We start from the raw sequence: 21,188 nt of genomic DNA, 5'->3' as shown, positions 1-21,188 counted from the left end.
CACCACCCAGTAATCTCTAGTCCCGTGAGCGCACAGGGAGCAACAGCAGTAGGTATCGCCAACGTGACCGCGGACGGAACCGTCCTCGACACCTGGTTCCCGGCACCGGAGCTGGGAACATTCGACAAGACCGGTACCGAGAACGTCGAGGGAACAGACATTCCTTCCGATCTTGCACTGCTGGCAGGCACTGACGACGCTCGCGAGGTCTCGCAGGTCGTCGTCCGCACCACCATCGCCGATCTCTCCAAGGCACCGGTCGACGCACACGACGTCTACCTGCGCCTCCACCTCCTCTCGCACCGTCTCGTCGCACCCCACGGCGTCAACCTCGACGGCCAGTTCGGCCTGCTCAGCAACGTCGTGTGGACCAACTTCGGCCCGTGCGCCGTCGAAGGCTTCGAGCAAGTTCGCTCACGTCTGCGCATCCGCGGCGTCGTGACCGTGTTCAGCGTCGACAAGTTCCCCCGCATGGTCGACTACGTCGTGCCGTCCGGAGTGCGTATCGGTGACGCGGACCGTGTCCGACTCGGTGCGCACCTCGCCAGCGGAACGACCGTCATGCACGAAGGCTTCGTCAACTTCAACGCCGGCACCCTCGGTAACTCCATGGTCGAAGGCCGCATCTCCGCGGGCGTCGTCGTCGACGACGGATCCGATGTTGGCGGCGGCGCCTCCATCATGGGCACCCTCTCCGGCGGCGGCAAGGAAACCATCTCCCTCGGCAAGCGCTGCCTCCTCGGCGCAAACGCCGGCCTCGGCATTTCGCTCGGCGACGACTGTGTCCTCGAAGCGGGCCTCTATGTCACCGCGGGCACCAAGGTCACCGGCCCGGACGGCACCGTCGTCAAGGCCAAGGAACTCAGCGGCAAGTCGAACCTTCTCTTCCGTCGTAACTCGGTCTCGGGTGCCGTCGAGGTCGTGCCGTGGAAGGGCACCGGCGTCGAACTGAACGCTGCTTTGCACGCCAACGACTGATGACTGACACCGACGTCTCGGACGGAACAACCACTGCTCTCGGCCACGGTCTCAAGGTCCGCCATCTGACGATGATGGGCCTGGGCTCGGCCATCGGCGCCGGCCTGTTCCTCGGAACCGGCGTCGGTATCGCCAAGGCCGGCCCGGCCGTCCTGATCTCCTACATCCTTGCGGGCGCCGTCGTGGTGTTCGTGATGCGCATGCTCGGTGAGATGGGAGCTGCGATCCCGGCGAGCGGTTCCTTCTCTCACTACGCGCGCCTGGGGATCGGCGAGTGGGCCGGCTTCGTGATGGGCTGGCTCTACTGGTTCATGCTGATCATGGTGCTGGGTGCCGAGATCACCGGAGCCTCGGCGATCGTGAACGACTGGGTGCCGTCGATCCCGCAATGGGTTGTCGCCCTGGTATTCGTGGTGTTCTTCGCCGTGGTGAACCTGGCCAAGGTCAGCAACTTCGGTGAGTTCGAGTTCTGGTTCGCCGCAATCAAAGTCACCGTCATCATCGCCTTCCTCGTCATCGGTGTCCTGCTGGTGTTCGGCATCCTCCCCGATACCGATCCGGTCGGTACGAGCAATCTGTTCGGGCAGGGCGGCTTCATGCCCAATGGGTTGTCCGGCATTGCCGCAGGACTGCTCGTCGTGGCGTTCGCCTTCGGTGGGATCGAGATCGTCACCATCGCCGCAGCCGAATCCGAGAATCCGGAACGCTCCATCGCCGTCGCTGTCCGCTCCGTGGTGTGGCGCATCAGCGTCTTCTACATCGGTGCCATCTCCATCATGGTTCTGGTGCTGCCCTGGAACGACCCCGAACTCGAGAGCGGCCCGTTTGTGGCCGTCTTGAACAAGGCGAACATTCCGGGCGTTGCCGGGTTCATGGAACTGGTCGTCGTAGTGGCTTTGCTGTCCGCGTTCAACGCCAACATCTACGGCACCTCTCGGATGGCGTTCTCACTTTCGCGCCGCGGCGACGGACCCGCTTTCATGGCGAAACTGTCGAGCACCGGAGTTCCGACCAATGCCGTTCTGCTGTCGGTGTTCTTCGGCTTCGTCAGCGTCCTGCTCAACTGGCTGCTCCCCGACGACCTGCTCGGCATCCTGCTCAACGCAGTCGGCGCCGCGCTGCTCGTCATCTGGATCTTCATCGTCGTCTCGCATCTGCGACTGCGTAAACAACTCGAAGCGTCGGGCAAGCTGACAGTTCGTATGTGGCTGTTCCCGTATCTGAGCTACGCGACTCTCGCGATGCTTGGCGTCTTCGTCGTCCTCATGCTCTTCGACGCCGATGCCCGTGCACAGTTGATCTCGACCACCGTGTTGTTCCTCGTGATCGCGGCATTGGGTTTCCTGAACGCCCGTTGGCGTAAGCAGAATCAGCCCGCCTGATCCGTTCGCCTATGCATCCCGCCTGTTCACGACGACGATGCTGAGGCCGAATACGACGAGCACGAAGAGGGCGAAGTAGACCAGGCTGCCCCAGGGTCCCCAGTGGAAGTCGACGCTACCGCCGGAACCGAGAAAGTTGTTGGCGTTCATGAACGGCAGGAACGGCATGATCTTCTCGCCGATACTTCCGAACAGGTTGAACAGATTCTCGATCAGCAAGGGCCACAACAGCAGTAATGCGATAGCACCCGCAGACTGCCGGAGCAACGCACCCACTCCTACGGCTAGAACTACGCAGAAGAACGCGTAGATCGGTGTTCCGTAGACGACCCGCCAGTTATCGTCGCCAGACAGAGTCAGGAATCTTCCGGCGTCACCTGATGTGGCCTTCGTGAGAGCGAAAGCGCCGAAAGACAATACGAGAGTCAGTACCGCTCCGAAACCACCGATGAGGCCCGCTTTGGCGATGAGCACCGAAGCGCGGTTCGGAACTGCCTGGAAGGTGGTGCGGATGGTCCCGAAGCGATATTCGCTGGTGATCGCGAGAGCCGCCATGATCATCAGAACCAACACACCGAAGCCGGTCACTCCACTGAGCGCCCCCGACACTGTCGGCATCATTGCACCATTGGGGCTGCTGAGCGACGACTTGGCGCTCAGTCCGAAAACCGTAGCGAGTCCCAACCCGAGCACGATGATGATGATCGTGCACCACAACGGTGATTTGGTCGTGGTGATCTTGATACGTTCAGCACTGAGAACAGCCATTACAGTGCACCTCCCATAGCCTTCTGTGTGTATGCGTTCTGAGTTTCGGGGACTGCTTCGATACCGGATGCGTGGTACTGGACATCGTCTCCGGTCAACTTCATGAACGCATCCTCGAGCGACCCCTGCTGGGACGCCAACTCGTACAACACGATTCCCTGCGAACCAGCCAAACCACCGATCACATCAGTCGTCGAATCCACGACCACCAACGCCGGCGCAACACCGGAACCGTCCTCACGCACCGTCAACCCCTGCGAGAGCAACACACTGCGCAACGCATCGAGCTGAGGACTACGCACGCGCACCGTCGACTCCGACGAACGATCCACGAACTCCGCCACCGTCGAATCCGAAATCAACCGACCCCGGCCGATCACCACCAACTGCTCCGCCGTCAACGCCATCTCCGAGAGAAGGTGACTCGACACCAGCACCGTGCGACCCTCGGCCGCCAACCGCTGCATGAACTTACGAATCCAGACGATGCCCTCCGGATCGAGACCGTTGACCGGCTCGTCGAACAACAACACCTTCGGATCACCCAACAACGCACCCGCCAACCCGAGACGCTGCGACATACCCAACGAGAACCCGCCGGCCTTCTTGCCCGCCACCTCGGACAACCCGACCAACCCGAGCACCTCGTCGACGCGGGACTTCGGGATCCCGTTCGAAGCAGCCATCCACTGCAGATGCGCCCGCGCACTGCGATTGGGATGCACCCACTTCGCATCCAACAACGCGCCCACCGTCCGCAACGGCGTCTTCAACTCCCGGTACGGCTTGCCCTCGATCAACGCCGCACCCGACGTCGGCTGATCCAAACCCAGAATCATCCGCATCGTTGTCGACTTACCCGCACCGTTCGGGCCCAGAAAGCCCGTCACGATGCCCGGCTTGACCGCGAACGACAAATCGTCCACCGCTTTCGTCGGTCCGTAAACCTTGGTCAATCCCCTCAACTCGATCATGAGGACCAGTCAACCATGAAAACCGAACTGTCGGAACTTTCGGACGCCAACAGAGAAAGCCGTTGCGTGCGTTCACTGTCGGCGCTAGTATCGAATGTATGTTCGACACTACCGGGGGGTAAAAGTGACGACGAAAGTATCTGAACAGGCGATATCCAAACAGACGATATCCGAAGAGACGATCGGACAATTCCGAGCGTCACTCGTCAGCATGGATCGTTCCATCGACAACGCAGCTCGCGTGGATCTACTACGCGCACTGGAAGAGCTGAAGGCCAGTTGCGCTGGGGCCCAGGCATTGCTGGCTGCCGATCTCGACACGGTAACCCGCAAGGACCGCGGCGAACGGGGAGTTCCGCGCTCGTACCAGGGCCGTGGAATCAACGCGCAGATTGCCCTCGCACGGCGAGAGTCGGCATGGTTCGGAACTCAGCATCTCAACCTGGCCCGCGCACTGAACGACGAGATGCCGCACACACTTCGACTACTCGTCCGTGGCTCCATCAGTGAGCATCAAGCGACAATTCTCATGCGTGAAACTGCGTGTCTCACAGTCCAGGATCGCGCTGCATTGGATCGCGAGTTCTGCTGCGACGCTGCAATCTTGGACGGATGTGGCACCCACCAACTGACAGAAAGAATCCGCGCACGCACTGCGGAAATAGACGCCGACAGTGTTGCCAGACGAGCACGCAAAGCCGTACGAGACAGACGTGTGACGTCTCGGCCTGCGCCCGACACGATGTGCTGGCTCAATGTCCTACTTCCCGCTGCCGCGGGTACCGTCGTATATGCCACGCTCGGCCGCGATGCAGATTCCGTACTTGCCGGCGGGGACGATCGCACGCGAGCTCAGATCATGGCTGATCTCCTGGTGGAGCGAGTCACCGGAATCGGCCGCGCCACACCGACACCCGTCACGGTGAATCTGATTGTCTCCGACCAGTCGCTACTCGGCGACGGTTCCGACCCTGCCCACGTCCACGGGTACGGACCTGTTCCAGCAGCCATCGCACGTGAATGGATCACCTTGTCCGGCGAGGACTCCGAAACCATGACTACGGTTCGAAAGCTCTACGCACGCCCCGATACGGGCGCACTGACCGCAATGGAATCCACCGCGAGAACCTTCCCGAAGGGGTTGGCACGATTGATCGAACTTCGTGATCGAAGCTGCCGCACTCCGTGGTGCGACGCGCCGGTTCGCCACCGCGACCACATCCGCGATCACTCCAGGGGTGGCCTCACCAGCGCAGCCAACGGTGCCGGGCTGTGCGCGGCATGCAACTACGCGAAACAGGGCTCGGACTGGTCTGCCGAACCTGTACCAGGTACCCGGCACACCTTCACCACGACGACGCCTACCGGGCACCGATATTCGTCTGAGGCTCCGCCACTTCCGACGCCCTGGGCCGGTCCCGACGCGGCCTGAGGTCCTCGGCGTGGCTCACGATCCTCGGTGAGCCAGTGCGTTCACAAACACCTCGGAAATCTCCGAGGGGTCTCGAGCGATGTACGTCGAACCGCCCGTCACGCGGGAGATATCGGCGAGTGCCGCCGCATCGGCGTCATCGGTGATGCCGATGGTGACGATGATGACCGGACGCGCCGGATCCTGCTCGCGTGCGAGAACATCGAGCAGCTGTTCACGGCTGATGCTGTCGGGATCTTCGTTGGCACCGTCGGTCAAGATGATGACGCTGTTGACCGCTCGCGGATCGTACGATTCCTGCACCTTACGGAAGGCGGCCAGAGTCGTGTCATACAAACCGGTGGCGCCACGCTTGAGTTCGGTGAGACGGTTCGCCTGATCAGCCATCAACTTTCGCTGAGTCATGCCGTCGACGATGGTGTCGTAGCGCCTGATCGGCACCAATTCCTGAAAGTCCTGGGTTCCGTTCATACCTTGGGAGAACGCCCAGAGACCGGCAGCGACACTGTCCGGGAAGACCTGATTGCCGGCGAGAGCGGCAGCAGTGGTCAACTGCATGCGCGTCTTGCCGCCTGCTGCCGGGTAGTCCATCGACGCAGACACGTCGATCGCAACGAGTGTCCGGATCGGCTTGGCCATCAGAGCCCAAGCGCCCAGCGTTTGATCGGCCACCGACTGTTCGGAGACCGTCAAGGCCGTCACGTCACCAACTCCACCTTCGACAGCTCCACCGCCGGAAGTACGGAAACCGCTGCGTGTCAGCACTTCCTGAGCAGATTCACTGTGCAACAGGTCGGCGATGGCGTCACTCTTCTTCGCTGCCGCGTAGTGCCGATCCGGTGCCGACGCACTGACCACCAGGGGGTAATCCATGATCATGGTTCCCGTCTCCGGTACTGTCGCGGAAATCTTCGACTCGGCTTTCGTGAACTCGACGACCTGTTGCTCGGTCGAAACACCGACCTTGCCGGAGCTGACCAATTCGGTGAGCATCTTCTGCCCTACCGGCTGATCTTCGGTACGAACGCTCTCTGCTTGGGCATGGGGTACGAGGGCCGCTCGAACCGATTCGGAGGTGGCCCCGGTCTCCGCGAGGGCTCCGAGAATGGGCGCCGACGCAACCCCTGTGAACAACGGATTGCCCAGCGCGAGATCAGGAACCTGAAGCGCCGTGAGCCAACTGGCAAACTGCTCGCCACCGCCGGACGCGAGGACGACAGGCGAGGTGGCGATCGAACCGCCGGCGGCAGCGACCGGTCCCTTGGCCGTCAGTGCAGCTTTGCCGACCCACGCTGTCGAATCCGGTATCCACATGTCCGGTGCGTCCACGCCCTTACCCAGGGTTCCCGCTACGTCGCCTGGCAACGCAGAGGTGACCGTGATCCGCGAACAGCCTGTCTGCTCCGGCGACGATTCTGCGAGGATCTCCGTGACTGCAGGCGCGATCGCAGGATCTGCTGCCAGCGAGTACTCGTCGACGCTCTCGCAGGAATCGGACTGTGTTGCCTTGAAGACCACCACCCCGGTAGCGACTACCGCGACGGCAACCAACCCACCCACTGCGTAGAACCCGATCGATCGCCCGCTGTCAGGACTCGAATGCCGTCCGCCCGCCATGAAATCTGCCCTTCCGAGGCCACTCGCACTAGGACATACCGACGGCATGCGTGCGACTGGAGCTATCCCTACCGGGCGGTAGTGTAGCCAAGAACACAGAAATTCCAACTAGCGCTGAATCGTCGGAGAACCGACGAGCCCATATTCCGGGACAGTCCGACCGAAGTCACGAACCTTCAAGCGTCACAGCGACTTTTCAGCAAACCACTCTTCTCAGAAGAGCTCGCGCTTCTGGACCTTGCCCATCGCGTTACGCGGCAGAGTCTCGGCGAAGCGAACCTCACGGGGACGCTTGTGCGCCGACAACTCAGCCCCGACCAACTCGACCAATTCAGCTTCGGTGACCTCGGGGCTCCCGGGCTTACGGACTACGACGGCGATGATCCGCTGACCCAGATCGGCGTCGGGGACACCGATCACCGCAACTTCGGACACCGAAGGGTGCCCGAGGATGGCGGTCTCGATCTCGCCGGCGCCGACTCTGAATCCACCGGTTTTGATCAAGTCGATGGATTCGCGGCCGACGATTCGGTGGAACCCACCCTCGTCGATGACGGCGACATCACCGGTCTTGAAGTAGCCGTCCTCCGTCCAGGACTCGGCGGTTGCGTCTGGACGGTTCAAGTAGCCGTCGAAAAGCATCGGCCCACGTACCTGTAGACCGCCGATACTCTCGCCGTCGTGTGGCACGTCGTTGCCCTTCTCGTCACGAAGACGAGTCTCGACTCCGCGCAGCGGCACGCCGACCCACCCTGGGCGTCGCTCGCCGTCGAAACGTGTGCTCAAAGTCAGCATCGTCTCACTCATGCCGTAACGCTCGATGGGCGTCAATCCTGTTCGGTCCCGTAACTTTTCGAAGACAGGCACAGGAAGCGGCGCACTACCGGAAACCAGAAGTCGGGCACCGGACAACGCGCGGGCAGCTTCTTCGTCTTCGGCGATACGCGACCAGACGGTGGGAACACCGAAGTAGAGGGAGCCTTTCGCCCGGGCGTAATTTTCCGGCGTCGGCTTGACGGTGTGGATCACCCGGCTGCCGATCCGGAGGGGGCCGAGGATTCCGAGGATCAGTCCGTGCACGTGGAAGAGCGGAAGCCCGTGCACGAGCGTGTCTCGCCACGTCCAGTCCCAGGCCTCGGCGAGCGCGTCGATCCCGGCTGCGATGGCCGAGCGACTGAGCAGAACGCCCTTCGGTGGGCCAGTGGTACCGGACGTGTACAGGACGAATGCTGTGGACTGCGGTGCCGGTTCGGGATAGCTGTGCCACGAGCGAGCGTGCAACCGGACGGGAACTACCGGCAGAGTGTCGCAGTGGTCGTCCGTTTCACCGAGCCACGCCTGAGCACCCGAGTCACGCAGAATGTGCTCCCGCTCAGCCTTCCCCGAGTCCGGCGGGACCGGCACAACGGTGACACCGGCAATCAATGCCCCGACGACGGCGAGGATCGTTTTTGCTGTGGGAGTTGCCAATACGGCAACCCGATCGGCCTGCGCCACTCGTTCCGCGACCGAGGTCGCGGCACCGAGAATGGCACTCCGCGAGAGAACCGTGTCACCGATCGTCACGGCGTCGTCGAGGTCGTCACCGCGGGCGACAGCAAGGGGGTTCAGTGATCTCAGCAGCACCACGACAGCATCTCACAGCGCCGATGGTCGCAAACTTTCTCCTGCCCGACGCGCATCTATCGAGTGCGGAGGGAACAGCGTCACCAGCGCCGCCCCCAAGAGCGCCCCGGAAAGAACGGCGAATCCGTGCGCGTCGTCGACCGTCACCAGGGTTGCGCCGCCGACGACAATCACGGCCGTCAGAACAATCTCAGGCATTCGCGGGCGCACCAGAACACCGATCCCCGCGGCCGCCGCTGCCAGAGCAAGTGTGGCACCGGAGTTTCCTGCGCCGGTCGACGGAAAGACTGCGGTGGTGAGCAAACCGAACAACAGTTGACCGAGCAGGAAGAGAGCCCAGCCGCGTGCGGCGCCCCAGAGCCGAAACGCAGGCGGTGCAACCACAGCCAGCGTCACGAGATTGGTGACGGTTCCTGCGACCCCTCCGTCCTGGACGAGCACGGAGGTCAGAATGCGCCACCATTGACCGTCGCGAATCAATGCGGGATCACGACGAAACATCTCGAGTAGTCCTGGTATCAGCGCCTGCAGGATGGACGGCACTGCAACCATCAGCCAGAGGAGAGCTGCCGAGAGTGGGAACTCTCCGAAAACTCGACGACTTTTCAACCACACGAGCATCAGTGCAACCGAGGCGACAACGACAGCAAAAATCAGTACCGCGTCCAAGCCGCCGGTCCCTGAGGTGGTCACAGCGCGACCTTACATCGGACCGATACCGACATCAGGGAACCTGACACCTGGGAAAGCACACGGTTCAGGCGGAGAGGCGCTTTGCTGCCGCGGCGATTCGTTCGTCTGTTGCAGTGAGCGCGATCCGCACGTGCTTGCTCCCGCTCGGTCCGTAGAACTCACCGGGGGCAACGAGGATCCCACGATCGGCGAACCAACTGACCGTCGCTCGACATTCCTCGCCGCGCGTCGCCCAGAGGTACAGACCCGCCTCGGAATTGTCGACGGTGAATCCGGCGCCTCGAACAGCTTCGATCAACACGCTGCGACGCTCGCGGTACCGCTCGCGCTGGATGTTCTCGTGTTGGTCGTCGCCCAAAGCTGCGGTCATCGCCGCCTGGATCGGCAGCGGCAGGATCATGCCCGCGTGCTTACGCACCTCGAGCAGTTCCGACACCAAAGCCGGATCACCGGTGACGAACCCCGCGCGATAGCTCGCGAGATTGGACGTCTTCGAAAGCGAGTGGACCGCAAGCAAACCGGTCAGATCGCCGTCGTTGACACGGGGATCGAGAATGGAGAGTGCATCGGCTTCCCACGTCAATCCGAGGTAGCACTCGTCGGAGACGACGATCGCGCCGCGCTCGCGCGCCCAGGCCACCACCTTCTGCAAGTGCTCGAGGCCGAGCACTTTGCCGGTGGGGTTCGACGGCGAGTTCACGAAGATCATCGCCGCCGACTCGGGACCGAGCTTGTTCAAGCCGTCGGCGCGCAGGACGCGAGCGCCTGCCAGCTTCGCCGCAACCTCGTACGTCGGGTATGCCAACTCCGGAATGACCACCAGATCGTCGGCTCCGAGACCGAGCAATGTCGGCAGCCACGCGATCATTTCCTTGGTACCGATGGCCGGCAGGACCGCTGCCGGATCGACGTCGGGAATGTTGTAACGGCGATCGAGTGACTCCGCTACGGCCTCGCGAAGTGCGAGCGTGCCGTGCGTCGTCGGATATCCGGGTATCTCGGCAACAGAAGACAAAGCCTCCTGGATCACCGGATCAACGGGATCAACCGGCGTTCCCACGGACAGGTTCACGATGCCGTCGGGATGAGAGTGCGCCTTCGCCGTGACGTCGGCGAGCGAATCCCACGGAAAATCAGGAAGCCCAGCGGCCACCGGAGTACGAGACAAGATCTCTATTCCTCACCCATGGGAGGCAGCGCCTTGATGAACGGCGTGTCGTAGTCGACCTTGCCGAGCTTGGCCGCTCCACCCGGCGAACCGAGATCGTCGAAGAAATCGACGTTGGTGCTGATGTACGCGTTCCACTGGTCCGGGACGTCGTCTTCGTAGAAGATGGCTTCGACGGGACAGACAGGCTCACACGCGCCGCAGTCGACACACTCGTCGGGGTGGATGTAAAGCATGCGTCCACCCTCGTAGATGCAGTCGACAGGGCATTCTTCGATGCACGCCTTGTCCATCACATCTACACACGGTTCAGCAATCGTGTAGGTCACTGCCGATCTCCCTGCCTTCCTGTCGTGCATCGCCGCCGCAACACGCAGTTGCAAGGGGCCGAAAATCCGATACGACTCTCACGTACCGCGGGAACAGCCTATTATCCCCCTGCCAACCGACTCTGAGCAGGCGGGGGTAACACATTTCAGCCTACTGCGGTGATGTTCCTCGACCGAATCGCGATCCACTTCTCCCCCGCGGCAGCCGCGCGGACCAAAGCGCCGCGCTCACCGAGATAATCCGCCACGACGCCGACCACCGGAATCTTGCCGAAAATCTCGTACGGTTTTGTCCGCGACGGCCGCTTGTGCAGCTCGTCCGTGATGGCACGAAAAGTCTTGGACGTGCGCCACAAGGTGCCGATGAGCGCGAACGGGCGCCAGGTCTCGTCGGCACCGCTGACCGACTTTTCGGCGAAATCCTCACCGGCGAGCAGATCTCGGGACTTGGTCTCACGCCGGCACAGCACCGACGCCAGGAGGTCCACCTGCTGATCCCGCTCCGTCACTCCGTGTTCACGGGCAACCGCAACGAGCACAACGGCCTGATTCGCGAATGCCAAGAGGTCCTGGATCGGCAGCCGATTGAGGAGGACGCCGAAGATGCCGGGGAACGCGACGGCGACGGTGTTGAGTGCACCCAACCGGGTCGTCCACCACTTCGAGCGCTGCTCGTCGGTCATCACCGACCACGCCGCCGTCCCGGGGAACTTGACGACGTCGAGGACCCAGGCCGCCGCGTCCAACACCATCGCTGCGGCATTTCGCTCGGGATCGGTCGGCTCGAAGGTCCGACGCTTGATACCGAGCGGATCGCTGTAGGCGAGATCGAGAACCGGGTTGATCCCCCACACCGCTCGATCGAGAACCTCGACGACCTTGCGGTCCCCCAGAACATCGGCCATCAGGCAATCGCTCCTTCGCGTCGTGCATGTGTGGTGGTTCGTTCGCGCGCCGGGCGTCCGATTCCCTCGGCGATGGCGCGCAGTTCTGCGACGGTCTTCTCGGAGCCGTGTTCGGAGCCTGCCATCCGCGAGATCGTCTCCTCCATCAGCGTTCCGCCGAGGTCGTTGGCTCCGCCGTTGAGCATCATCTGCGTTCCGGTGATCCCGAGCTTGACCCAGCTGGTCTGGATGTTGGGGATACGACCGTGCAGCATGATGCGTGCCAGTGCATGCGCAGCGCGGTTGTCCCGGTTGGTCGGCCCTGGCCGTGAAGCGCCCGCCAGGTACAGCGGCGCGCTCTGGTGAACGAACGGCAGCAGCACGAACTCCGTGAATCCTCCTGTACGGTCCTGGATTCCGCGAAGAACGTTCAGGTGCCCGACCCAGTGGTGCGGCTGATCGACATGCCCGTACATCATCGTCGAACTCGACCGCAGTCCCACCTCGTGGGCCGTGGTGACCACTTCGATCCACTCCGCCGTCGGTAGTTTGCCCTTGGTGAGGATCCAGCGCACCTCGTCGTCGAGGATCTCCGCTGCCGTACCGGGAATGGTGTCCAGGCCCGCCTCACGCAGAGCGGTCAGCCAATCCCTGATGCTTTCACCGCTGCGCGATGCACCGTTGACGATCTCCATCGGCGAGAACGCGTGGACGTGCATCGACGGCACGCGCTTCTTGACGGCCCGGACCAGGTCGGCGTAACCGGTGACGGGAAGTTCCGGATCGATACCGCCCTGCATGCACACCTCGGTCGCGCCGGCGACGTGCGCTTCCCACGCACGGTCGGCGACCTGCTCTGCCGACAGCGTGAACGCGTCGGCGTCGCCCTTGCGCTGCGCGAATGCACAGAACCGGCAGCCCGTGTAGCAAATGTTGGTGAAGTTGATGTTTCGGTTCACCACGTAGGTGACGTCCTCGCCGACGGCATCCTTGCGTAGCGCATCCGCCAGTGCCACAACAGCTTCCAGGCCCGGTCCCTCCGCCGTGGCAAGGGCCAGGTACTCGTCGTCGGAGCATCCGGCCGGGTCGCGTTCGGCACTGCGCAGCGCAGCCAGCAGATCGGTGTCGACGCGAATCGGAGCACTGAGCTCGAGGACCTGTTCGCGCACGGTCTCCCAGTCGCCGAACGCACTGCCCAGGTCACTGCGGGTCTCGGTGTTGCGCCCGTCCGTGTCAATCTCGGTATTGAGATCGACGCGTCCGCTCGATTCCCACGACTCGTCCGGTTCCTGCCACGGTCGACCCACCGGTTTGGTGTCGGGCCGGGCGAGGCCGGTTTTGGGGTCCGCCAGTGCCTGCACGTGGCCCGCAATGCGCGGATCGATCCACGGAGCCCCGGCCAGGACATATGCAGGCTGAGCCGCAGTGCGTTCGGTCAGGGTGAAGCCGCCTTCGGCGCTGATCTCCGCCAAGGTCTCGAGATTCGGCCACGGACGCTCCGGGTTGACGTGATCGGGGGTCAACGGTGACACCCCGCCCCAGTCGTCCACACCGGCGCCGAGCAGTGCGAGGCACTCGCTGTTCGAGACGAGATTCGGCGGACTCTGAATCCGCATCGTCGGCCCGAGCAACAGGCGTGCGACGGCGATGGCCGCGAGAAATTCGTCGAGTCCTGCATCAGGGGTATCGCGCATCGCGGTATCAGGTTTGGCCAGGAAGTTCTGGATGATCACTTCCTGGATGTGCCCGAACGCCTTCTGCGACTTGCGTATCGCCATGATCGATTCGGCACGCTCGAGAAAGTTCTCCCCGATGCCCACAAGAATTCCCGTGGTGAACGGGATGTTCAGTCGGCCTGCGTCGGTCAGGGTGCGCAGCCGAACCGCCGGGTCCTTGTCCGGGCTGCCGTAGTGGCATTCGCCCTTGTCGGTGAACAGGCGGGTAGCGGTCGTCTCGAGCATCATGCCCATCGACGGAGCAACGGGCTTGAGCCGCGAGAGTTCCTGCCAGCTCATCACACCGGGATTGAGGTGCGGGAGCAGTCCGGTCTCCTCGAGCACCCGAATCGACATCGCTCGCACATAGTCGAGGGTGGAGTCGTAGCCGCGTTCGTCCAGCCACTGCTTTGCTTCCGGCCAGCGAGCCTCGGGGCGATCACCCAGCGTGAACAGCGCTTCCTTGCAGCCCAATTCGGCGCCTGCCCTGGCAATGTCCAAAACCTCGTCCGGCTCCAGGAACATGCCGTGCCCAGCGGCACGCAGTTTCCCGGGCACCGTGACGAACGTGCAGTAGTGGCACTTGTCCTGGCACAGACGGGTCAGCGGAATGAAAACCTTCCGCGAATACGTCACGGTGTTCGGCCGACCCGCTGCCAGCAGACCCGCATCGCGAACCTTGGCTGCCGAGGAACACAGATCGGTCAGATCGGTTCCCCGCGCCTGCAGCAGCGTTGCCGCCTCGTCGACGTTCAGGGTCGCTCCATCGCGTGCGCGACGGAGAACTCGCCGCATCGCCGACGCTGACGGGCCGGGCGACGGACTGGACGAGGCGGACGCGGAAATACCTGGCATCGGAAGCATGGTGGGTTTGCCGGAGTCATCACCAGTTCGGTTCACCTAGCGATCATGCGCCATGCGGGACGACTAGTGCCACCCGGTGCCAGAAGTAGGAGGCCTTACCGCCCCGACACGGCCTCGATCACGACGGCCGGTAGTCGTCGTCGACCGCGACCTCGACTCGTTGATCCACCACGTCAGCCACTGGCGCGTCGAGTGGAATGTCGGTCAGATCGGGTTCTTCGGGGGCGTTCGGATCTACGGGTGTCGATTGTTCGAGCGCATCTGATTCCGGAGCCTCCGGGTCGAATGTCGCATCTTGTTCGGTCATCACGTGCTCCCTTCGCAGTCGCCACACTCCACGATAGGGCCGATGTCGACAGATCGCCCCTCACTCGACCAAAGTAGTGCCCATGACTGCCCCGCAACCGCTGACCATGGCCGACCCGGTATGGCGACCCAGCGCCAAAGCCCCGAGGCTGTGGGCAATCACTGCCTCGCTGTTCTGGGTACCCGTCATCGTCGCCGAAATCGTCTGTGCCGTCTTGATACCCGGAATCCCGTCCTGGGTGGTGGGCCTGGTCTTCGCAGTCACCGTCCTATTCGCGGCCACCTACATTCTGATGGTTCCGGCGTGGCGGTATCGCGTCCACAGATGGGAAATCAGTGACACTGCGGTGTACACACGCACGGGGTGGTTCACCCAGGAACGACGGATCGCACCGATATCGCGCGTGCAGACCGTGGACACCGAACGCGGACCGATCGACCGCATGTTGGGTCTGGCAACCGTGACCGTCACTACGGCGTCGTCGGCCGGGGCTGTGAAGATCTCCGCGCTCGACCAGGAAATCGCCGACCGCACAGTGGCCCAACTGACGGAGATCGCGGGCACCAACGTGGGAGACGCAACGTGAACGAGAAGCAGTTGGGCGACCCGACCGCGATCGAAATCCCGGTCGAGGCGGAAACGGCAGCTGCCGAGGCAGCCGAGGAGGAACAGCCATGGCTCCGCCTCGACCGCCGCATGCTTCTGGTCCACCCCGTCAACGAAGTCGTCAAACTGCTCCCGGTCCTGCTCGTCTCCGTAGTTCTCGGCAGCCAATCCGGAAACCACTGGTGGGGACTCGGCGTCGTCACTCTGCTCGTCGTCTTCGGTCTGTTGCGGTACTTCACCACCACGTACCGAATCGGGCCCGTTCACGTACAACTGCGCACCGGGGTATTCCAGAAAAAGCTGCTCTCCGTCCCGCGTAGCCGCATCCGATCCGTCGACGTCGAGGCCGGGGTCATGCACCGACTGCTCGGGCTGTCGATCGTGCGCATCGGGACCGGCCAGCGCGCCGGGATCGGCCACGATTCGAACAAGTTCGAACTCAATGCCCTCTCGACTGCCCTGGTTCCGGACCTACGTGCCGCACTGTTGGCCAGCGCGCAACAGGCACGGCGACTGGAAACCCCGGGCACACCGGTCGAGAACATCGCCGAACCGGTCGACACCGAGATCGGTCACTGGGAGCCCAGTTGGGTTCGCTACGCTCCCTTTTCGTTCACCGGAATCGCCATCATCGCAGCGATCATCGGCATCTCGTTCCAATACGGCATCGGCACTGCCGTCGCGAAATCGTCGGCAGTAAGCGACAGCTTCGACTCACTCGAGAGCCTGGGCATCGCGCTGATGGTCGTCATCGCACTCGTCGTGCTGCTGGTGCTGTCGAGTGCACTCGCCTGCGTCCAGTACCTGATCGCGTTCGGCAACATGAAACTCACCGACAACGGCCGCATCCTGCATGTCAGTCACGGCCTGTTGAAAACTCGGCAAACCACACTCGACCGCGCCCGCCTCCGCGGCACGACGCTCAAGGAACCGCTTCTACTGCGATTGGCCCGCGGCGCGCGGCTCGACGCCATCATGACCGGGGTCAGCGCCGAGAAGAAGGAATCTTCGCTGCTGCTCCCGCAGGGACCACGCAGGGAAGCCGAGCGAGTGATGGCCACCGTCATCGGTGATTCACGTCAGGCGTCCGCCCCGCTGATCCCGCACGGCCCGGCCGCGCGGCGTCGCCGGTACACCAGGGCACTGTTTCTCGCGACAGTGGCGTTTCTGGTCTGCGTGGCGTGCACGGCTTCTGGTCTGGATGTACCGATCTACGCGTGGTTCGGGGTCGCCGTACTCGCCATCGCTGGCGCTGCCCTCGCCTACGACCGATACAACGGCCTCGGCCACGCAGTCCTGCCGGGATGGTTGATCACCCGAAGCGGCTCGCTCGATCGCCAGCGCCACAGCCTCGAATCCGAAGGTGTCATCGGATGGACGGTGCGCGAGACGTTCTTCCAGCGACGCGCAGGCGTGGCAACCGTCATCGCCGCGACGCCAGCAGGCACCGGAAGCTACGAGGTGATCGATCTCCCCGCCGAGAACGCGTGGGCATTGATCGAAGCCGTCACTCCGGGCGGTGGCGACGTTTGGGCAGGTCGTCGATGATGAGCCTCGCCAGCGAACCGAGACGCGATCGCTCCGGCTGGATGGTCGGAACGCCGAGCAACTCCAGCGGGGCGGCCGTCACCGGTCCGACGCAGTAGGTCGGTACCGGTCCGCGCATAGCTGCGACGAACCGCTCCAGCTCGCCCATCTCTTTGGCCGTGCTGAGCATCGAGGAGACCGCGGGGGCACTGGTGAAGGTCAGTGCGTCGATTGCACCGGAACGAACTGCAGCGACCAACGCGCGGACCGGTGACTGATCCGGCGGCCGGATCCACCGATAGACCGACACCGGGGTGACAACCGCGCCGATGTCGGCGAGGGAGGCGCTCAGGTCCGTCAACGGCTCCCATTCGGTGATGGTGCCGTGCAACTGGACCGCGACGCGTAAGCCTGCCACTCCCTCGCTTCCGAGGTGCGCCAGAACTTCCTCGGACGACTCACCCGAAGGCGACCATTCCTCACGCAGTCCGGCGCCCCGGATGGCGCCCGTCGCCTTGGGGCCGCGGGCGATGATGCGCGTGCGGGCCAGAGCTCCGAGGAACTCGTCGGTCAAACCCCACGACGCGACGGCGTCGAGCCAACCCCGAAAGCCGATTCCGGTGCTGATCACGACCAATTCCGGCGGATCGGCAATCAACGCGGACGTCTGAGTGCGCAGGTCCCGATCGTCCACCAACGGCAGCACATGGATCACCGGTGTCCGCACGATCTCCGCGCCTCGACGTTCGAGGAGCGTCGCAAATTCTTCGACACGCCGTTCTGCGGTCAAGGCGATAGTCGCGCCCGCCAGATCATCTTCAGCCACAGGCTGAGTGTCCCTTATGGATGGGTTACTTTCCTACGCGCGCGCCGAGAACTATTGCGAACTGAGGGTGGCAAGCCTGTTGATCGCTACTTTGAAGAGGAAAACCGCGGCCGGAGCGATCGCGCCGACCAGTAGCAAGAACGTCAGAGGGGACGAGAGCACCAGCACGTCGCCGCCCGGACCGCCGACCATGCACACCAAGAACCCGACGATCCAACCGGCGAGCGGCAATGCGGCCATACCCGGCGTCGTAACCGTGCGGGCGGCGATCACCAATACGAGGTTCGCGGTCGCTGCAACGAGAATGCTGATCGGAAATGCCGTCGTACCGAGATGAGTCGGCAAGAACAGGACGGACAACACCGCGCACAAGAACCCGTCGAAAATCAGGACACCGAGGATGATGGGGTCGAGCCACGACAGCGACGTTTCTGTCGAAGCGTCTGTGTTGTTCTCGGCCGTGATCATGGTTTTGATAGTGGTCTATCGACGGCCAACGCGCGAGCGCGGGGTCCCTCCCGACAAGCACCCCGGCTCGCGCCCGAAAAGCACGAAGTCGATCAGGGAACCGGCGGGAACCCGAGCAGCGTCAGCAGATGACTTTGCTGATCTGCAAATGCGTAGAGCGATCCGTAATACATGTCGTGGTAGTAACCGGCCATCGGACGCAACGAATCGACGAAGGCGACGATCTGGTTCTGCAGGTCCCAGTTGTACATTTCTTCAGCCCCCAGGCTTTGCTGTTACCGAAAGGACCACCCATCCGGTGACACGCATCACACACCACTACGGCGTCGATCGCAATGCCTGTGAGCCGACGCCCAGGTCAGCTGTGCAGCCCGCCGAACAGATCGCGCTCGCGACCGTCCTCACCCACCGGACCGAGCGTGCCGGCGGCCAATACGAAATGCTCGACCGTCAGGATCGGTTGGACCACGTTGTTCGACAACGCGAACTCGGCTCCACTCGGGGCTACCGTCACCTGAGTGGCGTGGGCGCTCAATGCCCTCGCCTTCGCATCGATGACGCCTCGAACATCGATTGCCGTCGTCACGTCTGCGTCCTCGACGCTCGGCAATTCACCGGGCTCGGGCAGACGCCAGTTCTCCGGGAACTCGGAAATCGCCGCGATGCCGCGTTCGAGTCCGCTGCGCTCGGTCACGGTCCAGTAGAACTTCGGAGTCGACCACGGTTCGCCGGCCTCGGGATATGCGGTCGTTGCTGCAGCTTCCACGGCCGCTGTCGTGATCGCGTGTGCCTGGATGTGATCCGGGTGCCCGTAGCCTCCGTTGGGGTCGTACGTGATCACGACGTGCGGCCGAATCTCACGAATGACGGCGACCACCGCGCCGACTGCCTCGTCGAGTCGAGCATTGACAAAAGCACGGGGATTGGCGGCCGAAGGCGTGCCGATCATTCCGGAATCGCGATAACGACCGGCACCGGCGAGGAAGCGAGGAGCGGCACTGCCCAAAGCCGACAAAGCAGCGCTCAGTTCCGCGATCCGGTAGCCCCCGAGTTGATCGGCCTCGGCAGCCACGAGCCCTGCCCACGCGTCACCGATCACTTCGCCTTCCTCCCCCAAAGTGCAGGTGAGGACCGTGACGTCGGCGCCTTCGGACGCGTAACGCGCGATAGTGCCACCGGTGGTGATCGTTTCGTCGTCCGGATGTGCGTGCACCAACAGAAGTCGCTTCGCCGCCGCGGTCACTTTGCCACCCTCACCCAGTCCGTAGCGTTTCCGAATATCCCCACCTGCACCGGCCCGTCGAGGACCACGCCCTCGACTCCGGTCCCGACTGCAACCAGCGCTCGGCTCTGCACGATCGGCAAAACCGCCGCCAGATCCCACAGCTTGGGTTCCGCATCGGCGATCAACGACCCGAGATCCCCGATGCCACTGAGCGCTTCGTCGATCCGACCTTGCAACGCCGGATCACACAGCCCGGACAGGTTGCTCGGAGCCTCGACGCTTGTCGTTCGGACAGGCTCCGGAGACTGCGACGGCGTCGGTGTGGGCACCGCCGAACCTGTCGCAGGAGTGGAAGGCGCTGTCGGGCAACTGAACCGGGAGGCCAGTGAAGTTGCGGTGTCGGCGCCTGCTCTGCTCCAACCGACGATCATGTCGACGCGTCCTGTAGTCAGATCCTCGCCGTAGAGCTCCTCCGGCGGCACCGATTCGACGGTCGCCAGGATCCCCACGTCACGCAATTCGTCGGCAGCGGTGTTTGCCACGGCGATCGCGATGTCGTCGTTTTCGGGAGCGCCGATCAGCAGGGTCAACTGAGCGCCGTCCCGGACGATCGATCCGACCGTTCCAGTGCCAGTGACGATTCCGGTTGGCGGTGCTGTCAAGTAACCGGCTGCGGTCAGCTCGCCGAGCGCCTGCTCTCTGGTCGGTTTCGGCGGCGCGGTTGGCGCATATCCCGGATCCGACGGAGCGAGGATCTGAGCTTTCACCGGGGCCGACGCCGATTCACTCCCGGCCGCCACTACGGCGAGCAGGTCCGGATCGAGCAGTCCCAGAACACCTTTACGCACCCGAACGTCCGCGAAGTTCTTGCTGCGCCCATTGACGTTGATGTCGAGAGTGCGCGGAACGTAGGAGAATGCAGTACTGACACCCGGGATTGCAGAAAGCTGAATATCCGTGGCACTACCCGAATGAACTTGCGCCACTTGAGCATCGTCGGTACGCAGTGCATCCGCCAATTGCGAAGCCGTTCCTCCGCGTCGCAGAACTATCTGATCCGGATCTGAAGGCTTGCCCCAGAATCGGTCGTTGCGTTCCAGCACGATTTCGTCTCGACCACGGTCGACCGAGCGCACGTGAAAGTGGGCTCCAGACACCGGAATCCCCTCACTCAAACCGGTGCTGAAACCGCCGGGAGTGTCCTTGATCAGGTGGGATGGAAGAATATCGGTGAACAACTCTCGCCACGCCGGATACGGCGCACGCATCACGACGTTGACCGTCTTGCCACCGCCGGACGAGTTCACGTCGTCGATCATCTGATAGCCGGCGGGGTTGACCACACCGGGAACCGAGATCATCTGCTGCCAGAGGTAGCGAAAGTCCTCTGCCGCAATGGGAGCGCCGTCCGACCATTGAGCTTCGTTGCGCAGTTGGTAGCGAATAGTGAACGGAGCCTCTGACGTCACTTCAGCCGAAACGAGAAAAGAATCGTCGATCGCCCACTCCGTCGCACCAGGCTGCGTCGGCGAATTGATCGGGCGAAACGCACTGGGCAACACGAGGTTGCCGACTGCGGAGTTGACCGGCGACTGATCCGCGAGCAGGTGCGGGTTGAATCCGCCTCCTACCTCGTCGATCGCCACAGTGACCTGCTTCATCGCCGGAACAACCGGAGTCGGTGTGGGCTTGACGGTTTCGGTGCTCTCGACCGGAGGCGGCGGATCGGCCGTACACGCAGTCAGCGACAACGCCGTCACTGCCACTGCCAACGCCAGGTAGCGACGTCCTGAGGCCAC

20 protein-coding genes are annotated in these 21,188 nt (G+C 63.1%); 5 read left to right on the top strand and 15 right to left on the bottom strand.

Annotated features, from left to right (window positions below; all coding sequences use genetic code 11):
* Positions 1-24 precede the first annotated feature (24 nt).
* Positions 25-978, top strand: coding sequence for a 2,3,4,5-tetrahydropyridine-2,6-dicarboxylate N-succinyltransferase (dapD, locus tag AC2ETI_RS19135; protein WP_019749368.1), 954 nt, complete (start codon positions 25-27; stop codon positions 976-978).
* The gene (locus tag AC2ETI_RS19130; protein WP_020908472.1) at positions 978-2,360 is read left to right on the top strand and encodes an amino acid permease; all 1,383 of its coding nucleotides are present in this window, start codon (positions 978-980) and stop codon (positions 2,358-2,360) included. Before dapD ends, AC2ETI_RS19130 begins: the two co-directional genes overlap by 1 nt.
* A gap of 9 nt (positions 2,361-2,369) precedes the next feature.
* On the opposite strand, the gene AC2ETI_RS19125 is transcribed toward AC2ETI_RS19130, so the two are convergent.
* Together AC2ETI_RS19125 and AC2ETI_RS19120 are read right to left on the bottom strand one after the other, a co-directional pair.
* Complete coding sequence (locus AC2ETI_RS19125; RefSeq protein WP_020908473.1) at positions 2,370-3,128, bottom strand: ABC transporter permease; 759 nt, start codon at positions 3,126-3,128, stop codon at positions 2,370-2,372.
* Entirely contained in the window at positions 3,128-4,102 is a 975-nt protein-coding gene (locus AC2ETI_RS19120; protein ID WP_483634260.1) for an ABC transporter ATP-binding protein, read from the bottom strand. Before AC2ETI_RS19120 ends, AC2ETI_RS19125 begins: the two co-directional genes overlap by 1 nt.
* 211 nt (positions 4,103-4,313) lie before the next feature.
* Between AC2ETI_RS19120 and AC2ETI_RS19115 the strand changes: the two genes are divergently transcribed.
* Positions 4,314-5,534: an HNH endonuclease gene (locus AC2ETI_RS19115; RefSeq protein WP_483634259.1), complete on the top strand. Its 1,221-nt coding sequence runs from the start codon at positions 4,314-4,316 to the stop codon at positions 5,532-5,534.
* 15 nt (positions 5,535-5,549) lie between these two features.
* Here AC2ETI_RS19115 and AC2ETI_RS19110 read toward each other — a convergent pair whose 3' ends face one another.
* From AC2ETI_RS19110 to AC2ETI_RS19075, 8 genes are all read right to left on the bottom strand, one after another.
* The gene (locus tag AC2ETI_RS19110; RefSeq protein WP_483634258.1) at positions 5,550-7,151 is read right to left on the bottom strand and encodes a substrate-binding domain-containing protein; all 1,602 of its coding nucleotides are present in this window, start codon (positions 7,149-7,151) and stop codon (positions 5,550-5,552) included.
* 213 nt (positions 7,152-7,364) lie between these two features.
* Complete coding sequence (locus AC2ETI_RS19105; RefSeq protein ID WP_029255819.1) at positions 7,365-8,777, bottom strand: acyl-CoA synthetase; 1,413 nt, start codon at positions 8,775-8,777, stop codon at positions 7,365-7,367.
* Positions 8,778-8,789: 12 nt separating this feature from the next.
* On the bottom strand, positions 8,790-9,470 hold the full coding sequence (locus AC2ETI_RS19100) for a rhomboid family intramembrane serine protease (RefSeq protein WP_021332788.1): 681 nt from the start codon (positions 9,468-9,470) through the stop codon (positions 8,790-8,792).
* 64 nt (positions 9,471-9,534) lie between these two features.
* The gene (dapC, locus tag AC2ETI_RS19095) at positions 9,535-10,638 is read right to left on the bottom strand and encodes a succinyldiaminopimelate transaminase (RefSeq protein WP_021332787.1); all 1,104 of its coding nucleotides are present in this window, start codon (positions 10,636-10,638) and stop codon (positions 9,535-9,537) included.
* A gap of 5 nt (positions 10,639-10,643) precedes the next feature.
* Entirely contained in the window at positions 10,644-10,967 is a 324-nt protein-coding gene (gene fdxA, locus AC2ETI_RS19090; RefSeq protein WP_003945248.1) for a ferredoxin, read from the bottom strand.
* Between the two features lie 146 nt (positions 10,968-11,113).
* Complete coding sequence (locus AC2ETI_RS19085) at positions 11,114-11,872, bottom strand: hypothetical protein (RefSeq protein WP_020908480.1); 759 nt, start codon at positions 11,870-11,872, stop codon at positions 11,114-11,116.
* The gene (locus AC2ETI_RS19080) at positions 11,872-14,430 is read right to left on the bottom strand and encodes a bifunctional FO biosynthesis protein CofGH (RefSeq protein WP_019744516.1); all 2,559 of its coding nucleotides are present in this window, start codon (positions 14,428-14,430) and stop codon (positions 11,872-11,874) included. The genes AC2ETI_RS19085 and AC2ETI_RS19080 overlap by 1 nt, the downstream gene beginning before the upstream one ends.
* Positions 14,431-14,548: 118 nt before the next feature.
* Entirely contained in the window at positions 14,549-14,737 is a 189-nt protein-coding gene (locus tag AC2ETI_RS19075) for a hypothetical protein (protein WP_003945217.1), read from the bottom strand.
* An 82-nt stretch (positions 14,738-14,819) separates the two neighbouring features.
* Between AC2ETI_RS19075 and AC2ETI_RS19070 the strand changes: the two genes are divergently transcribed.
* Both AC2ETI_RS19070 and AC2ETI_RS19065 read left to right on the top strand, forming a co-directional pair.
* Positions 14,820-15,323, top strand: a complete 504-nt coding sequence (locus AC2ETI_RS19070) for a PH domain-containing protein (RefSeq protein WP_483634257.1) — start codon at positions 14,820-14,822, stop codon at positions 15,321-15,323.
* Positions 15,320-16,891 (top strand): PH domain-containing protein, encoded by a 1,572-nt coding sequence (locus tag AC2ETI_RS19065; RefSeq protein ID WP_483634256.1) that lies wholly within the window; start codon positions 15,320-15,322, stop codon positions 16,889-16,891. Before AC2ETI_RS19070 ends, AC2ETI_RS19065 begins: the two co-directional genes overlap by 4 nt.
* Here the strand turns inward: AC2ETI_RS19065 and AC2ETI_RS19060 are convergent.
* The 5 genes from AC2ETI_RS19060 to AC2ETI_RS19040 form a co-directional block, all read right to left on the bottom strand.
* Complete coding sequence (locus AC2ETI_RS19060) at positions 16,851-17,696, bottom strand: uroporphyrinogen-III synthase (protein ID WP_019744520.1); 846 nt, start codon at positions 17,694-17,696, stop codon at positions 16,851-16,853. The genes AC2ETI_RS19065 and AC2ETI_RS19060 overlap by 41 nt on opposite strands.
* 51 nt (positions 17,697-17,747) lie before the next feature.
* Positions 17,748-18,164, bottom strand: a complete 417-nt coding sequence (locus AC2ETI_RS19055) for a hypothetical protein (RefSeq protein WP_019744521.1) — start codon at positions 18,162-18,164, stop codon at positions 17,748-17,750.
* Positions 18,165-18,256: 92 nt separating this feature from the next.
* On the bottom strand, positions 18,257-18,415 hold the full coding sequence (locus tag AC2ETI_RS19050) for a hypothetical protein (protein ID WP_019744522.1): 159 nt from the start codon (positions 18,413-18,415) through the stop codon (positions 18,257-18,259).
* 107 nt (positions 18,416-18,522) lie between these two features.
* Entirely contained in the window at positions 18,523-19,407 is an 885-nt protein-coding gene (gene mshB / locus AC2ETI_RS19045; RefSeq protein WP_483634255.1) for an N-acetyl-1-D-myo-inositol-2-amino-2-deoxy-alpha-D-glucopyranoside deacetylase, read from the bottom strand.
* On the bottom strand, positions 19,404-21,188 hold the full coding sequence (locus AC2ETI_RS19040; RefSeq protein WP_019744524.1) for an ABC transporter family substrate-binding protein: 1,785 nt from the start codon (positions 21,186-21,188) through the stop codon (positions 19,404-19,406). The genes mshB and AC2ETI_RS19040 overlap by 4 nt, the downstream gene beginning before the upstream one ends.

The organism is Rhodococcus sp. MurmanLake-1, from assembly GCF_056945715.1.
Note: the sequence above shows the minus strand (reverse complement) of the source record. Positions and strands in the feature narration are given on the sequence as shown.